This window comes from Aquiflexum sp. (assembly GCF_041749095.1).
Taxonomy (GTDB): domain Bacteria; phylum Bacteroidota; class Bacteroidia; order Cytophagales; family Cyclobacteriaceae; genus Aquiflexum.
Genome location: NZ_JBGTCA010000062.1, coordinates 13141 through 29840, shown reverse-complemented (window position 1 = coordinate 29840; position 16700 = coordinate 13141). Strand labels below are relative to the sequence as shown.

The 16700-nt window shown below is 39.3% G+C and carries 15 protein-coding genes; 13 read left to right on the top strand and 2 right to left on the bottom strand.

Annotated features, from left to right (window positions below):
• The 8 genes from ACEW8O_RS04070 to ACEW8O_RS04035 form a co-directional block, all read left to right on the top strand.
• On the top strand, window positions 1-1023 hold a 1023-nt coding region (locus ACEW8O_RS04070; protein WP_373493347.1), incomplete at its 5' end, for a T9SS type A sorting domain-containing protein.
• A 94-nt stretch (window positions 1024-1117) separates the two neighbouring features.
• Complete coding sequence (locus ACEW8O_RS04065) at window positions 1118-1579, top strand: hypothetical protein (protein ID WP_373493346.1); 462 nt, start codon at window positions 1118-1120, stop codon at window positions 1577-1579.
• A 180-nt stretch (window positions 1580-1759) separates the two neighbouring features.
• Window positions 1760-2746, top strand: a complete 987-nt coding sequence (locus ACEW8O_RS04060) for a cyclopropane-fatty-acyl-phospholipid synthase family protein (RefSeq protein WP_373493345.1) — start codon at window positions 1760-1762, stop codon at window positions 2744-2746.
• Window positions 2747-3090: 344 nt separating this feature from the next.
• Complete coding sequence (locus ACEW8O_RS04055; RefSeq protein ID WP_373493344.1) at window positions 3091-4194, top strand: hypothetical protein; 1104 nt, start codon at window positions 3091-3093, stop codon at window positions 4192-4194.
• Between the two features lie 79 nt (window positions 4195-4273).
• On the top strand, window positions 4274-4840 hold the full coding sequence (locus tag ACEW8O_RS04050) for an antitoxin Xre/MbcA/ParS toxin-binding domain-containing protein (RefSeq protein ID WP_373493343.1): 567 nt from the start codon (window positions 4274-4276) through the stop codon (window positions 4838-4840).
• Between the two features lie 22 nt (window positions 4841-4862).
• Window positions 4863-5312: an RES family NAD+ phosphorylase gene (locus ACEW8O_RS04045; protein WP_373493342.1), complete on the top strand. Its 450-nt coding sequence runs from the start codon at window positions 4863-4865 to the stop codon at window positions 5310-5312.
• A gap of 219 nt (window positions 5313-5531) precedes the next feature.
• Window positions 5532-7052 (top strand): serine hydrolase domain-containing protein, encoded by a 1521-nt coding sequence (locus ACEW8O_RS04040; protein ID WP_373493341.1) that lies wholly within the window; start codon window positions 5532-5534, stop codon window positions 7050-7052.
• A 347-nt stretch (window positions 7053-7399) separates the two neighbouring features.
• A complete protein-coding gene (locus tag ACEW8O_RS04035; RefSeq protein ID WP_373493340.1) occupies window positions 7400-7879 on the top strand; it encodes a GAF domain-containing protein in 480 nt (159 codons plus the stop codon).
• A 15-nt stretch (window positions 7880-7894) separates the two neighbouring features.
• Here ACEW8O_RS04035 and ACEW8O_RS04030 read toward each other — a convergent pair whose 3' ends face one another.
• Window positions 7895-9019 carry a hypothetical protein gene (locus ACEW8O_RS04030; protein WP_373493339.1) on the bottom strand — a complete coding sequence of 375 codons (1125 nt, stop codon included), beginning with the start codon at window positions 9017-9019 and terminating at the stop codon, window positions 7895-7897.
• Window positions 9020-9121: 102 nt separating this feature from the next.
• On the opposite strand from ACEW8O_RS04030, the gene ACEW8O_RS04025 reads away from it, so the two are divergent.
• Genes ACEW8O_RS04025 through ACEW8O_RS04005 form a run of 5 tightly spaced genes read left to right on the top strand, consistent with a single transcriptional unit; the run spans window position 9122 to window position 15369 of the window.
• The gene (locus ACEW8O_RS04025; RefSeq protein WP_373493338.1) at window positions 9122-10441 is read left to right on the top strand and encodes a radical SAM protein; all 1320 of its coding nucleotides are present in this window, start codon (window positions 9122-9124) and stop codon (window positions 10439-10441) included.
• A 52-nt stretch (window positions 10442-10493) separates the two neighbouring features.
• The gene (locus tag ACEW8O_RS04020) at window positions 10494-11999 is read left to right on the top strand and encodes a radical SAM protein (protein ID WP_373493337.1); all 1506 of its coding nucleotides are present in this window, start codon (window positions 10494-10496) and stop codon (window positions 11997-11999) included.
• A gap of 19 nt (window positions 12000-12018) precedes the next feature.
• Window positions 12019-13308, top strand: coding sequence for an aminotransferase class I/II-fold pyridoxal phosphate-dependent enzyme (locus ACEW8O_RS04015; protein ID WP_373493336.1), 1290 nt, complete (start codon window positions 12019-12021; stop codon window positions 13306-13308).
• Entirely contained in the window at window positions 13308-14528 is a 1221-nt protein-coding gene (locus ACEW8O_RS04010) for a peptidogalycan biosysnthesis protein (protein ID WP_373493335.1), read from the top strand. Before ACEW8O_RS04015 ends, ACEW8O_RS04010 begins: the two co-directional genes overlap by 1 nt.
• Before the next feature lie 25 nt (window positions 14529-14553).
• A complete protein-coding gene (locus ACEW8O_RS04005; RefSeq protein WP_373493334.1) occupies window positions 14554-15369 on the top strand; it encodes an SDR family NAD(P)-dependent oxidoreductase in 816 nt (271 codons plus the stop codon).
• A 7-nt stretch (window positions 15370-15376) separates the two neighbouring features.
• On the opposite strand, the gene ACEW8O_RS04000 is transcribed toward ACEW8O_RS04005, so the two are convergent.
• Window positions 15377-16669 (bottom strand): cytochrome P450, encoded by a 1293-nt coding sequence (locus ACEW8O_RS04000; protein ID WP_373493333.1) that lies wholly within the window; start codon window positions 16667-16669, stop codon window positions 15377-15379.
• Between the last annotated feature and the right edge of the window lie 31 nt (window positions 16670-16700).

Below are 16700 nucleotides of genomic sequence, written 5' to 3'. Positions count from 1 at the left end.
GCCAATGGAGATACTAAAATGAGCCTTAGAGTTTGGTCACCAACAGCGGGTATCCCTGTCAGACTAAAAGTAGAAGCTTCAAATGACCCCACCATCAGTGTGGAAACAGAGGCAACAGTTACTTTGGCTGAACAATGGCAGACTCTCACTTTTGACTTTGCAAATCAGGCAACAGGTACGGAGGCCATCAATTTCTCTAGAAGCTATAACAAAGCATCTGTGTTCTTCAATTTTGGAACAACAGGTGCAGCATCAGGAGAGCAAACATATTATTGGGATGATATGGCTTTTGGAGAAATAGTTCAGGAGGAGCAGGTAATCTCATTCCCTGCAATAAGTGATAAAACACTGGGAGAGCCGCCATTTGATTTGAATGCTACCTCGACATCAGGATTGGCAATATCCTACAGTTCTGATAATGACAATGTTTCAATTTCAGCAGGAGTAGCAACTTTAGTCAATCCAGGAAAAACCACTATCACTGCCAGACAATCCGGAAACCTGGCGTTCTTCCCTGCCACACCGGTAAGTCAGAGTTTCTGTATCAATCCTTCAAGGCCTGTTATTTCTGTGTCGGGTCAGGGAACTGATGAGGTCACTCTGACCTCGAGTTCGGGAACAGGTAATCAATGGTATCTAGATGGAGAAGCAATTTCAGGTGCAACAGGTGCATCAATTGCCATTTCTACATTCGGGACATATACAGTACAGGTGACTATTGATGAATGTGTTAGTGAAATCTCTGAAGAGACTACTTTGATCGTAAACAGTCTAAGGGCACAACAGATTCGGGAACTTTCTGTCTTCCCAAATCCAGTCGAAACTTTCCTTCATTTGAGAGGATTAACAGGACCTATCGGTTATTCAGAAATAGTGGATATGGCCGGACGATCTACAACAATCTTCTTCTCCGAGTTGGATAATGGATACCAAGCTGATGTTTCCAGGCTATCACCGGGCATTTACCTTCTAAGGTTACAGCAGGGTAATAAAAATTATTCACTGAAAATAATCAAGAAATAGAGTTGGGGTATTTAAAGCCCATCTTTTTTAGAATCAATATTTAAAAAAGATGGGTGTTTAAACTTTCATTATCGCTCATTAAATCAATAAAAAGATGAAAAAAATAAATATTCAGAAAATCATCAATCCATTTGTCTTCAGCTTGTTGATAATATTCCCATTGCTGTTTTCTTCATGTGGAGAGGATCCTTCAGATCCACCGCAAACCCAACAGGAGATTACGCGACTGATCATGGTGAATTCTCCATGGAAGATGACTAAAGTAACGGTAGATGGATTTGATCAAACCAATGTTTATAGGGACTTGGTACTGACATTCCTCAATACCCAATATACCTCTGTAAATGGAAAAGGAGTATGGCCCGAAACCGGATTTTGGAGCTTTGATAATACCGAAGCCACTGCATTCCTAAGAAGTGACGGCCTTCGTGTCGAAATACAGAATATCACTGAAACATCTCTCAGATTGAGTCTGGATTGGGATGAAACAACCTACATAACTACAGGAAGGACTTTATCTCTAGAAGGCCAACATGTCTTTGAATTTGGAAAATAGGGTTTGATTGTATCAGAAGCTGGGGATTTTTCTCCAGCTTCTTTTTTTTTGGTTAACTATATTGATATTTTTTTAAAGGCACCTCTATGCTTTGCTGATAATTTTGATTAATTTAAAAACCAATTTGAATCCAATTCAGGATTCCTTTTTTTAAAAAACCAAACACCTAACAAAATCACTATGGCAACAGAAGAGCTTAAAACAGAAACCCCAAAAGGAAAATGGGTAGGATCCAGCGTCAGCGAGCGCGAAGGTCAGCAATGGGATAAGAAAAAGGAAATGGACTTTACTTATACCAACATCGACAAGTTTATCAGATTGAGTCTTGGAGAAAATGCCCATTTCAGTAATGCGATGTATTTGGGTGATTTTTCCATGAGTCTTGAGGAAGCGCAATTGAAGAAATATGAGTTTGTCGTAGAAAATCTTGGAATAAAAAAAGGCAGTAGAGTTTTGGATCTGGGATGTGGCTGGGGAGGTTGGTTGAAGTATTTAAGAGATGAAGTAGGGGCAGAAGGTATAGGAGTGAACCTTTCTGACGGACAGGTTCAAGCTTGCAGGGATAATGGCCTTACTGCTTATATCAAAGATGCAAGATATGTCAAGCCTGAAGATTTTGGCACTTTTGATGCCATTACAGCATTTGGGAGTTTTGAGCATGTAGCATCTGTCAAAGATTACCTTAATGGGCAACAGGATGCCGTCTATGAGGATTATTTCAGGCATGTATATCATCTGTTGAAAGACGGAGGAAAGTTCTATATGCAAAGTATGACTTTTGAAAAGAACATGATGCCATTTGATGAAATCGACATCAACGCACCAAAAGATTCTAATCAATACATGTTGGCTTTGTTGCTAAAGCATAACCCGGATTCATGGGTTCCTTATGGGTATGAACATATAGTCAGGACCGCTGAACCCTATTTCAAAAAGATTTATTACACAGATGGAAGACTGGATTATGTCCATACCAACCGGGAATGGACCAAGCGTTTCCATAGATTTCAATTGAAAAAATATCTTTGGTTTGCCTCTCTGATTCCCAAATACCTCACGGATAAGGAATTTAGGCATCAGCTTGCTGTCTTGAGGGTTCGTCCCAACAGGGTTTGTTTTGAAAGGGAAATCATGGGACATGCGAGGTTGATTTTTGAGAAAAAGTAGTGTTTCAGTGATCATTTTTCAGTAGGCAGTGTTTCAGTGATCAGTAGGCAGTCGCAGGTGGCAGAGTCCAGTTTGTAGATTGGTAATGTTCAGTTTACAAATTTTTCCCGATGTGTGGCGTCATGCTGGTTCCGATAGCCATCGGGAGAAGCATCTCTTGAGGTTCTTGATAAAGGGGCTGTTTGAATATGGATGCGAGTAACAAAGGGTTTCCAACAATTTTTGGATGAACATCTGAAAAGAAAATGACGGTTTGTTTCAGTTCAACAGTTCGGATTGCCAGTGTGAGTGGACACTCACATCGGCAATCCGAACTGTTGTTTTGGGCTTTGCGTTAACGCATTATGCAGAAAGATTTTTGGGCTTTAACAATTCTATTTCTTCTTCCCTTATGTGGATCAATTGCTCAGGAGATACAATTTGAACTGACAAAAGTGGATGGACAGATTCTGAAAAATTCAGGTTTTGAATTGGTGGAGGTGTTGGATGTTCAGCGTAAATTTACTTCAATAGGTAGTATTTATACTGTTAATAATCAGCAAGATAAAGTAAAAATTAAAAATGGGGTTCCTCAGGGATTAAAGAGTTTTTATAACAAATCTCTCCAACAAACTACAACAGACAGAAACATTCAAATCCGTGTTTTGGATTTTACAATTTCAGAGAAGCGACAAAGCACTTCAGTTGCATCAGGGGAATTGAAAATCAAATTCGGTTATTATCTAAAGGGCTCGTTTGATCCTGTACACTTGGTGGATTATGAAGCAGGAATTACTTACAAAAGATCCATTCACCGTACTGATTTAATCAATCAGATATTGAATAAAGGAGTGACCAACTCTCTTGTATTTTTCAATGATTGGATAAAAAACCATGCTACCTACAACCGTAAATTAGCTAAGAGTGTCAAGCTGGAAATCGTGGAAAAATCCAGAATGAGTGACCGGGACACTGTATTTTATGATTCCAATCGGCCTTTAAATTGGAATGATTTTCTTGACAGACCGGGCCGGGCCAGTAGAAATAATGCCATGATTTTTACAAGTTTGGCTATGGAGGGATCTCCATTTATGGATAATGGGGTTTTGATTTTGCCATTGGAAATAAAAATATATATGCTTCCCGGTTCCTCTTGGGTCAGAGCTGATGGCAAAAATGATTATTCACTGAACCATGAGCAAAGACATTTTGATGTCAGTAGGGTAGCCGGTAATAGACTGATCAACAGATTGAATGCATTGGAATTAACTCCTGAAAATTATGAAGCAGATGTAAATGATGCATTTTTCGACTCCTACAGGGAAATGAACAAACTCCAGGAAACCTACGATGCAAGAACCAGGCATGGCTTGGACAGGGCAGCGCAAGAACGATGGAATACCATTCTAGATCAAGCCTTGAAGGGTGAAATGGAAGAAATTGAAAAAGAATTGATAAAAGGTAAGTGAAAAGATCATTAAATATTTTGAAATAAATTGCCAATTGACTATTTTTAAATTGTCAAATGAAAAATAAATTAGAAATAAGATGACTGGCAAAGCCTCAAAAAAGCCAAAACCTTACGGAGAACCTCACCCACTAGAAGATAATGTTGTCTCTGATTTGCAATATGAGGCCCCCTACGGCAAGGCGACCTCTTTTCATGTGAAAAGGATTGGTCATTCCAAATCTTATCATATATCAAGTGGATATGGTTTTTTTGTGCCGGCGTTTACAAAAGCAGGTAGTATGGCTGAAGTGGGGGAGTTATTGGACCAAAATCTTCTGTCTGAAGATATTTCACCTATCGTTGATTTTTTGGATCTAAAAATCCATGAGATTGCCAAGGCCACATCGGTGTCTCCTAGTACTGTTTCCAGATGGGAAAGTAAAAGTCCTATTGGGACCCCGGGTTCTTATCAGTTTTTTAAAATAGATGAGGTCATCAAAAAGGGAGTTGATTTATTTGGCAATACTACCCATTTCAAGCAATGGTTGGACAGTCCGAATATGGCTCTTGGTAATGAAGCACCCATCAAGTTGATTACCTCCATGACAGGCTTGGAGTTGGTGAATGAGGCATTGGATGCCCTTCATTATGGCAATGTGATGTAATCCTATGCGGTATTACAGGATCATGTCGGAAACCTATTTTAAAAACCCATTCAGTTGTTCCTATAATGCAGGACGATGGAATCCAAAAGGCTTAGGGATGATTTATGCCGGAAGTGGGCCTGCTTTATCTTTATTGGAATACTTATGCATCAAGGGCAATGCTGTGTCAGATAAATCTTGGTATATGATTAAATTTGAAATCAAAAAACCTGATTTGATTGGGACATTGGAAAAAGATAGCTTGCCCGAAAATTGGAATAAATTGCCGCATGGCAAGGTCACGCAGGATTTTGGAAGGGTATGGTTGCAGGAAAAGGAATTTCCTTTTTTAAGGGTACCTTCAGCCAGGTTGAATCTGTCATTTTACCCATTGGAACATAATCTCCTGATCAATCCTGATTTCCCTGACCTGAAAAAGCATATTGAATTTGTAGGGCAGGTCAGGTTTGATTATTTGTTGAGTTCGATTTAGAATTTCTAAAATTATCTGGAATAATGCCAGTCACCTCATTTCCTTCTACAGTGGATTTGTTGTCGGATGACCGATGACCGATGATGGCATGAATTGATATTTGACCACCTTTGAGATTATTAATGGAGATGATAAAAAAAATTAGTTTATAAGTTTCATCCTTTGTTTAATTTCGAACCGACGCAAATAAAGCCTATATACCCAATAATCAAACTTTCAATGAAATTCACCTTTCAAACTTTAGTACTATTCGTGTTTTCCTATCAGATTTTTGCCCAAAGCTCTTTACCAAGAAGTACCCCCGAAGCCCTAAATATTTCAAGCAAAGGAATTCAACAGTTTTTGGATGCGGTGGAAACCGAAAACAAACATGAGATGCATAGCCTGATGATATTGAGAAATGGTCAGGTGGCTGCAGAAGGTTGGTGGGCCCCTTATGGGCCAGAATCAAAACATACCATGTATTCGGTCAGTAAAACTTTTACTGCTTCGGCAATTGGATTGGCAGTAGCCGAAGGTAAACTCAAAGTCACCGATAAGGTTATATCCTTTTTCCCTGAATCATTACCTGCCACTGTCATTCCACATTTAGCTGAACTGGAAATCAAGGACCTGCTTTCCATGACTGTTGGACATGACAAGAGTTTCAATCAGGAGATTTTTTCTAAGGAAGATTGGATCACGGCTTTTTTGAGTATGCCCATTGCCAATAAACCGGGTACAAAATTTCTGTATAATACTTCAGCGAGCTATATGCTTTCTGCCATTATCCAAAAAGTTACCGGATACTCCCTATTGGAATACCTTCAACCCAGATTGTTGGATCCTTTGGGAATCGCCGGAGTGGATTGGGAGACTGATTTGGATGGAGTTGCAGTTGGAGGATGGGGTATAAGGGTAAAGACCGAAGATATGGCCAAACTTGGTCAATTGTTTTTGCAAAAGGGGCATTGGAATGGCAAACAGATTTTACCGGAATCCTGGATTGAGGAAGCCAGTACCATGAAAATCATGCAGGAACCTGATGCTTCACCTGCAAAGATGGCCTCCAATGATTGGATCCAGGGATATGGCTATCAGATGTGGAGAAGCCGGCATAATTCCTACCGGGCAGATGGTGCTTTTGGCCAATTTATCCTGGTATTACCCGAACTAGATGGAGTGATTGTCATCACATCGGAAACCAGTGAAATGCAGGGTTTATTGGATTTAGTATGGGAATATCTTTTACCGGCATTTGATGGTGATGGTTCTACTGAAAAAAATCTTGATAGAAATTTACAAAACCTATCCCTTAAACCACTAAAAAGTAAACCGAATAAAAATCTAGAAAAAACTATTAATAAAAACAGCTATCATATTGATAATCAAAATAATATAATAAATGAGTTTAATATAGAATTCCTTGATGAAAAAAGTAAACTGACATTGAAAGTGGGAGGGGAGACCCATGAATTTCTATTTGGTTCGGGAGAGTGGATCCCGGGAACAACAGATAGAAAAGGTCCTAATCTTTTCCACTTCGCCCAAAATCAACTTGAAGGATTATCCCCATTCAAAGTTGCTGGTAGCTATGCCTGGAAAGATGACAATACCTTGAAAATAAACCTAAAATACTATCAAAGCCCCCACACCGAAACCATTCTAATAACCTTTGAAAGCAATGAGGCGGAGATTGTCTTCAAGAACAGTTTTGAGGACAGGGAAGATTGGCCTGTTTTTGTGGGAAAAGCTAATTGAGACATGAGATTAGAGACGTGAGACATGAGACTGGAGTTTGAGAAACAAAGCCAGCCCCGAGTATCGGGGAGACTAGAGATAAAGCTTGTCCCGAAAATCGGGTTGCCAAGACCAATTAATTTAAAACATTGAAGCTTGCATAAAAATAATCGTTACAAACATAAAAGACTTCTCCTTGTCATGTCGACGTCAGGAGACATCTATAAATACCTGAGATCGGAAAGATGAGTCTCGATATAGTAATCAGCATGAGACAAAAGGTTTTCCATCATTCAATTCTCCTATAATTATTCAACTAACCAATACTTGGTACTTTATACTTCGTACTTGGTACATCAAAAAACAACATGAACAACGCACAAAACATCATCACAAACATTAAGGAATCCCAAGGAGAAATTCAATGGCAATCCCTTTTATCCGATATCATATCTGCATTTGACTGCACAACAGGGACAATCCATGTGCTTGACAATAAAACTAACCTTTTGCGCTTAAAAGCCCAACAGGGAATACCTGAGTTTTTATTGCCCAAAATGGAAGCCATTCCCATTGGCAAAGGCATGGCAGGAATAGCAGCAGAAAGAAAGAAACCCGTAGAGATGTGCAACCTCCAAACCGATGACTCCGGCGTGGCAAGACCTGCAGCCAGGGAAACCAAAGTCGAAGGTTCGATTGCTGCTCCAATGTTGTTGGATGGGCAATTGTATGGGACTTTGGGAATAGCGAAACCCGTGCCTTATGATTTTACTGAGGAGGAAAGTGAGGGTTTGTTGAGGATAGGGGAGAAAATTAGTAGGAGATTGGCTGAGAAAAGAGGGAGATAGAAGATATAATAAACATTAATATTCATTTGATTTTTCATATAATCTATGACACTTATACACTTCAGCACCAAGTGCCTTACTTATCTTATTCATTTTGATATTGTCCTCTACTACCCAAGATAGCTCTGCATTTTCATAGCCCTGTCTTCTAGCCCTGATGGCAATCTCGGGGTAAAGAATACTGCCTATGCCCAAATGTTCCCATTCGCGTTTTATTGCAACTGTAATAACCCGTACACCTTTAATATTTCCTTTGGATAACAATAACTTTAAAAAACCAAATGGAAAAAGGTATCCGTTTTTTATTTTTGATAAGACTTCATTCAGGTTAGGTAGCGCAAGAAGAAAGGCAATAGGTACTTGATTTTTTTCAGCGATAAGAATCATTTCCTTATCCAGAATCATTTTCATGTCTTTGGCAAGAAACTTAAAGTCCTCCCAACTTATGGGTGAAAATCCCCAGTGTCCAACAAAAGCATTATTGTACAATTCGAAAAATATTTTGATTTCTGCATTAAAATTTTTTAGGTCAGGTGTACGGATTTTGATTTCATACTTTTTTTGAAGAAACGTTTGGACCCGAATCATTTTTTCTGTTTGAATAAAGTCTTTAGTTACAAGCTTATAGGAGAAAAAGTCTTTTAGTTTAATAAATCCATATTTGGTAATATATTGATCGTAGTATGATTTATTGTAAGTCTGCATGAAATAGGGAGGCAATTCAAAACCCTTCACAAGCACTCCAAGCTCAAAATGTATACTCGGATTTAATGGTCCGCAAATGGTTTTATATCCTAAGGATTTCAGAAATTCTTCAGCTTTGGATAACAGTGCTATAAATACCCGGACATCATCGATTGCTTCTAGAAAGCCGAAGAAGCCTGTGCTAGTTTTAAAGTAAGATTCATAGTCAATGTTCGTGAATGCCGCTATCCGGCCAACACACTTTTTATTTATAAATGCCAAAAAAAACTGCTTTTTATTGACTTTCCAGAACGGGTGTTGCTCACTGAATAATTCCTTTTGATTGATCCTCAATGGAGCAATCCATTGTTTATTGCCCTTGTGTAAAAGGTAAGGAAAACCAATGAATTCCTTCTTTTCCTTGCCGGTTAAAACTGTCTTTATTTCTATGTTCATTGAGGAATTTTGACAGATGTTAAAATCATTAAATCACTGTTATTTAGGATTAGTTTTTCAGGATAAATTTAAATAAATTTATTAGACCTCTAACTTAAATTTATGCGTGTACTTTTAATAGGCCCAACTGCACTTGATTACAATGGTCTACCCATTAAGCAGAATAGATTACATTTGCCGGGACTTACCCTTCCCATGTTGGCTGCTGTCACTCCCCCTGATGTTGAGTTAAGACTTGTTTCCGAAACTGTGGAAGATATTCCCTTTGATGAACCTTGGGACCTTGTTGGACTCACAGGTATGGGATCAGGTATTTTTAGGGCCTGGCAAATAGCAGATGAATTCAGGAAGAGAAAAATTAAGGTTGTTATGGGCGGAATTGCTGCGAGTCTGTGTGACCCTGATTGGACATTAGCTCATGTTGATTGCTTAGTTACCGGCGAAGCGGAAGATATATGGCCTATAGTTATTGAGGATTTTAGAAATGGAAGATTGAAGCAGCGATATGATATGCAACATAGACCTGACATTAATATGCTACCGGTACCCAGATATGACTTAATGAACCGGAAAAAACTAGGTTTCTGGCGTCCGGTCCAAGCAACCCGCGGTTGTCCTTTTCCATGTACTTTTTGTTCTATCCAATCTTATTTTGAAAGAACATATCGCAAACGCCCAGTTGACCAAGTGATAAGAGATGTAAGAGCCGCGAAAAAGAGTGGAACGCATTTTATAGCATTTATCGATGACAATATTGGCGTAGATTGGAAGTATTTTGAGGAATTAATGACTGCTTTGATTCCGGAGAAAATAATCTGGATGAGCCAATGCAGCATTCACATTGCTGACAAGCCGGCTATGCTTGCCTTAGCCTACAAAAGTGGGTGCCGTTTGTTATCCTTTGGTATTGAATCCACAAATCCTGAAAGTCTTGCTTTGATTGAAAAGGATTTTAATAAGCCTGCTAATTATGAAACGTCTCTGAGAGCGATCCGAAAAGCGGGAATTGATGTCTCGACCGAAATGATTATCGGAATGGATTCAGACAAGCCGGATGTCTTCCAGAACACCTATGAATTTATTATACAAAATAGGATTTCGGTTCCACGTGTTCACATTCTCACTCCGGTACCGGGGACCCCGTTATATCAGGAAATGAGAGCTGAGGGAAGGATTCTCCATGATGACTTTAGCCAGTATAGTGGTGGAAGGGTAGTATTCCGTCCTAAAAATATTGATACGCATGATCTTCAAAAGAATTATTGGAAATTGTATGAGCAATTGTTTACCAGGGTAAATATTCTGAAGCGCATTTCCGGCAGTCCGTATTCCCAAGGTCCGTATATGCGAGCAGTTGTGCTTGCAATCAATCTACATTACCGTAACCACATCAAGCAAAAAATTACTCCTGGAATTGTTTGAAATTTGAACATGATTTGAAAAGATAAATTAGTCAATACTTAATAATAAACTAATGAAGATACTCTTTGTACGACCTCCTGTTCCGCCACATACGATTGGTTTGAAACATATAATGATTTGTGAACCATTGGAGCTGGAATATGCGGCGGCAGGTCTGACTGCCGATGAGGTTCAAATCATGGATTTGATTGTGGAAACCGGTTTTCAGAAGCGGCTCAAAAAATTTAAGCCGGATGTTGTGGCATCTAGTTGCTACATCACCGGTGTAAACGAGGTGATCAAATTATTCCGTCAGGTTAAATTATGGAACGACAAGTGTTTTACCATAGCGGGTGGCGTTCAGGCAGCACAGGTTCCCGAGGATTTCGCAGACCCATCTGTGGATTGCATTGTAATAGGTGATGGCACCACGTTAATGCCCCAAATTGTTGGGGCTTTGGAGAAAAAGGAGGACTTGTATGACATTCCCGGTCTTGCTTTTCCTGTGGGCCCGGGTGAAGTGGAGCTGACGGAAGGGAAGGCCTATATGCCTAAAGCAGATACACTTCCATTTCCTAGAAGAGATCTTGTAGCACACCTGCGGCATCACTATTATTATTTACTTCATCAACCGGTAGCTACCATGAAGACTACGTGGGGATGCTGGTATAAATGTAATTTTTGCTATACGTGGCGCATTACAGATGGCATGCCTTATTCCCGCACTCCCGAGTCAATAATTGAGGAGTTGAAGCAGATTGAAGCGGAAGACGTGTATATCGTTGATGATATTTTCTTGATCAACCGGTCAAGGCTCAATAGGCTTGCCACGCTACTTCGTGAAAACAACATCCGTAAAAAGTACCTGGTATATGCCCGTGCTGATTTCATTTCAGAAAATGAAGATTTAATTTCTGAGTGGGCCGATTTGGGATTAAGCGCAGTATTCATCGGCCTGGAGGCAGCCACCAATACAGAGCTTGACTCCATGAACAAAGAATGCACGGTGGATTATAACCGCAGGTCCATTGAGGTTTTGCGCAAGTATAATGTTGATACTTACGGTTCAGTGATTCCCAACCCAGACTACTCCCATGACGATTGGCAAAGACTTTGGGAATTTATCGAAGAAACAGGATTGTATTATGTCAATATTTCACCGCTCACGCCCTTTCCTGGGACTGAAATATGGCCTGAATATAAAGACAAAGTCACCATTCCCCGTGAGGCTCATGGGTTGTGGGATTTATCACATGTCATTCTGCCCACCAAAATGCCTTTAAAAGATTATTACAGGGCATTGCTCAAATTGTATTCTAAAACTATTCTTAATTTTTCAAGAGCAAAAAAAAATACACAGCGAACATTACCTTCTGTGTGGTCATGGAAATATTTTAGAATGTTGTATGGGTCCTTAAAAATCGGAAAACAATTTTTAGAGGCGCATCAGCATCATTCCCCAAAAGAACTGGCAAAAGCCATGTATCGCGGCCCGGAAGTACCGGGGCTTACTTACAAACCTCGCAATAGCAAATCAAGAAAAGTACAATCCAAGCCAATGACTCTTGAATCAACTTAAAAAAAATCCACCGACAAAAATGTATAAGCCCCTAATAATCAACCATGCACCTAAGGAAAAACTTTCACCCCAACTGGAAGATTTTTTCCATTCTTATCCACAGTATAATCCTGCCAAGGAAGAATTATTGGACATCAGGCCCGCCCATCGTTGGTTTGAGCAACTGCATCGCTGTGTGGATGCCGATACATACATCTTTCAAAAAATGTATGAAGGGCGACAGGGCCCGGAAGCACTTGTGGAGGGAAGAACCCTTCATGTTTTTTCATCTTATGATTATTTGGGATTAATAGGTCATCCTGCAATTGACGAAGCAGCCATCAATGCAATCAAAGTTTTTAGTACCGGAACCGGAGGGGTGAGGTTATTAACAGGCACCAATGAATTGCATGATAAACTGGAACATACTATTTGTAATTTTAAAAAAACAGAATCTGCACTTGCATTTACATCAGGATATCTTGCTAATCTTGCAGCTATAGCCGGTTTATTTGATGGAAGAGATGTTGCTATCGTGGATGAATATATTCATCGCAGTATCATCGATGCAATCCGTTTGGCAGGGATTCCTTGTAAAACATTCAAGCATAATGACTTATCTTCTTTGCGTGACGTGCTGACCAAAAATTCTGGTATTGCCCGAAGAGCATTGATCATTGCAGAGGGCATCTACTCTATGGATGGGGATATTTGCCCGCTCCCTGAAATTGTGGCGTTGAAAGAAGAGTTTGGGGCCATTTTGTTGATCGATGAAGCGCACTCTTTAGGTGTGCTTGGGAAAAACGGTAGAGGGGTTGATGAATATTATGGTATTGATCCTAACCGGATCGATATTTTCACAGGGTCATTGTCAAAGGCCATACCTTCTAACGGCGGATTTATTGCAGCACGGGAAGATGTGATCCATTTCCTCAAACATGGTGGTGCGCCATTTATGTTTTCAGCAGCACTGTCTCCACCAAATGCAGCGGCTGCCTTAACGGCAATCGAGGTGCTAAAGAATGAGTTATGGCGGATAAAGGAACTTTGGAAAAATACTGAAATATTATTGGAAGGGTTGAAGTCGATGAATATCAACATAGGCCATTCCGAATCGCCTGTTATTCCCATTATTTGTGGTAGCAATGAGAAAGCTTTTCGCTTATCAAAATACCTATATGATGCGGGTTTTTTGGCAACTTCGGTGATTTATCCGGCAGTTCCCCATGAAATGGCACGCATTAGATTATGCTGTACAGCCACAATGAAACCGGAAATCATTTATGATTTTATAGAGCAAGTGAAGCAACATTTTGCAGGCCTTCATTAATGTTACGTGTAGAAAACTTCCGAAGTATCTCTTCAATTCCAGCAAATGTCTGGGATGGCATATTATCGGTCAATGACGTTTTTAATACACATCAATTTATTACGGTAGTAGAAGAGGCTCGGGTAGAGAATGCTTCATTTTACTATATGTTATTTTATGATGAATCCGAACTGGTCGGGCATGTGGTGCTTTCGTCATTTTCAATTTCCCTGGATCTCTTTATTTCAAAAAACAAGCTCGTACGAAGGATCAAAAGAGTGTTTCCGGATTTATTTTCGGTTAAAATTCTATTCTGTGGGTTACCGGTCTCTTTTGGTCAGTCAAATATAAAGGTAAAGCATGATACCTATATGCATGAAATAACAGGGCTGATTATAATGGAAATGGAGAAAATTGCCGTAGAGGAAAAAATTAATCTTTTGTGTGCTAAAGAATTTAAAGGGAATGAATCAGGACTTTATACCGAATTCCCAAAAAGTAACTTTTTCAAAGCTTACAGCTTACCCTACATGAAAATGGTTGTGCCTTGGAGTTCTTTCACTGAATATCTTAAAAGTATGCGGCATCCGTATAGAAGGGGTATTCGATTATCGCTGCTGAAATCAAAGCTAACACAACCTAAGATTTATTTACCTCATGAGTCATTTAGTGATTATTATCCTGTATTAGTACTTGGAGATATCACGCTCTTGTCAGCGCAGGACTTTTATGTGATGTATTTGTCAGTCATGGACCGAACGCCAACAAAGTTGGAAACACTTAACCTACAATTTTTTCAGGGACTTCAACGTCACTATCAATCCAAAATGGAAATCCTTAAAGTACAACAACATGGTAAAATACTCAGCGCAGGAATATTAATACAACACCAAAACGAACTTACATTTGTGCTTGTTGGAAGAAATCAGGCCAAGGACGATGCGCATTCCTATTTCAACCTTGTTTATGGGATTATCCAACTTGCAATATCACGGGGCCTTGATCGGATTAATTTAGGCCAGACAGCATATTGGGTAAAGCAACGGATAGGAGGGGAACCCACTGATGTATTTATTTATTTCAAATCAAGAAATCCATTTACAAACTGGATACTTAAAAAGTTAAATCATGTAATTTTCCCTAAGTTGAATCTAAAGGAATTAAAAGTATTTCATGCACACCGAAGCATAATCCCCGAATCAAAATCAGGTGAGATGGTAGTTGTAAAGAAATTAAATTAAATGTAAAGTGTAAAGATGGTACAACATGAATTACTCATTAAACAATAAAGTAGTAGTGATAACAGGAGGCTCTTCTGGAATCGGTTTTTCCTTGGCCAAAATTTTTGCCGCTTCAAATGCTAAACTTTACTTGTTGGCAAGAGATCAAAATAAACTTAAATATGCTGCCAGTAATCTAAGAGATACCTATGGTAATGACTTGTTTGTAAAAACCTTCACAGTGGATATTGGCATTGATAAAGAAGAATTATCAAAAGTTATAAATCACATAGGAACAGAAAATGATGGCATAGATATTTTGGTTAACAATGCCGGGATTTTGAGGTGTGGTCGATTTGATGAACTGTCGATTATGGATTTTGAAGAAAGCTTTCAATCCAATTACATGGGAGCATTATACACCACAAAAGCAGCATGGAAATTCCTGGCTTTGAAAAAAGGAAATGTGAGTTTTGTCAGCAGTGTCGCAGGGTATATTGGTTTAATTGGGTACAGCACCTATTCCCCTACAAAATTTGCAATGACCGCACTGGCAGAGTGTCTTCGGATGGAAGGGAAGCGAGAGGGAATCACAATAACAATTATTTATCCGGGAGATACCCAAACACCACTACTGGAATACGAACAAAAACATGCTCTTGCTGAAACATTGGCCATTAATAAGGGAATTGCTGTAAAAGAACCTGATGAAGTAGCAGACAAGCTGATAGCTGGAATTCTGTCCGGCAAATTTGAAGTGTATTGTGATAATTCCAGCAAGTTTTATCGTAAACTCAAGGGAATATTTCCCAAAATTTTTTACAGAAGTATTGACTCCATTGCTGCCAAAGCATCAAAATAAAATTTATTTAGAGAGGGCTGACCAGTAAATGAATAGGGTCTTTGGAGCCTAAGGTTACCCTTGACTGGATTTTGGGGATTGGACGGGAGGAATCAATCTTTAAATTAACAAAGCAGACCAAATTCGAAATGGTTTGGGTAATAATCAAATTTGCTAATCCCATTCCGACGCATTTTCTCTGACCAAAGCCAAATGGCATAAAAATATCCTGTTTTACGAGCCCATTGGCAAAACGTAATGGATCAAAATCATCAGGATTATTCCAACAATTTGGATTACGATGGATATTGAAGAAGCTGATGATAATTGTTTTATTGGCCGGAATTACAAAGTCCTTGATTTGTATATCGAGTTTGGTTTTATGCCATGAAGACCAAGCCGGCGGATAACAACGCATAACCTCGTGGATAAAATACTGCATGGACGGAACATTTTGAAAATCAGTTCCATGACCTCTTGCTGCGAGCTCATCCCGAATTTTTTGCTGCCACTCCGGATAAAGAGCAAGCGAGTAAATCATCCAACAAAGTAAATCAGTGGTAGAAAAATGACCTGCAGCTAAGATGTTTTTTGCTTCAACTGTCACTTCTTGAGGTGTCAAAAAGCTTCCATCCTCTTTTTTAAAATTCATCAAATGCTCAAGTAATGTCCCATCATATCTATTGGTTTTTTGATGGGTGATCTGCATGTCATTCAGTGTCAAATCGATTAACCGAGCAGTGTTGAGGAGTTTATGGTTTTTCGTGAAAGGTAACCAATCAGGAAGATTAATAAATGAGGCATTTGCCACATACTCATAACCACTTGCAAACGCCTTATGTAGTTTTGATTTAATGATTGTGTCCTGTTCATTGAAAAGGCATTTGAGCAGAATGCTCAATATGTGCTGGGAAATTTGTTCCTGTAGTATAACGGGTGAGTTTATTCCAGCACTTAGTTTTAATGCGAAGTCAACTGCATGATTTTCGACAATAGGTGTATATTTTTGAATTTCCTTTTTCTGAAAAGTAACCTGCGCCCGATGACGCTGGACTCTCCAAATATCACCTGAAGTTACTACCACACCATCACCGATAACACGTCGCAACCGGGTGTTCACTTCATCTTCTTTGGTCAAATGTTTTGCCTGTTGCTGGAAGATGTCACGGGCAAATTGCGGATGACTTATCAGGTAAATATCATGGACCGACCGACAGCGAATGACATCACCATACTCCTGCATTAAGGAATAAAAGTAAAGTGCTGGGTTATCCAAAATATTACTATGAAACGACCAAATTCCGGGGCCTGGAACACGCATTTTTGAAGATACAAAAGAGGGAGAGATTATT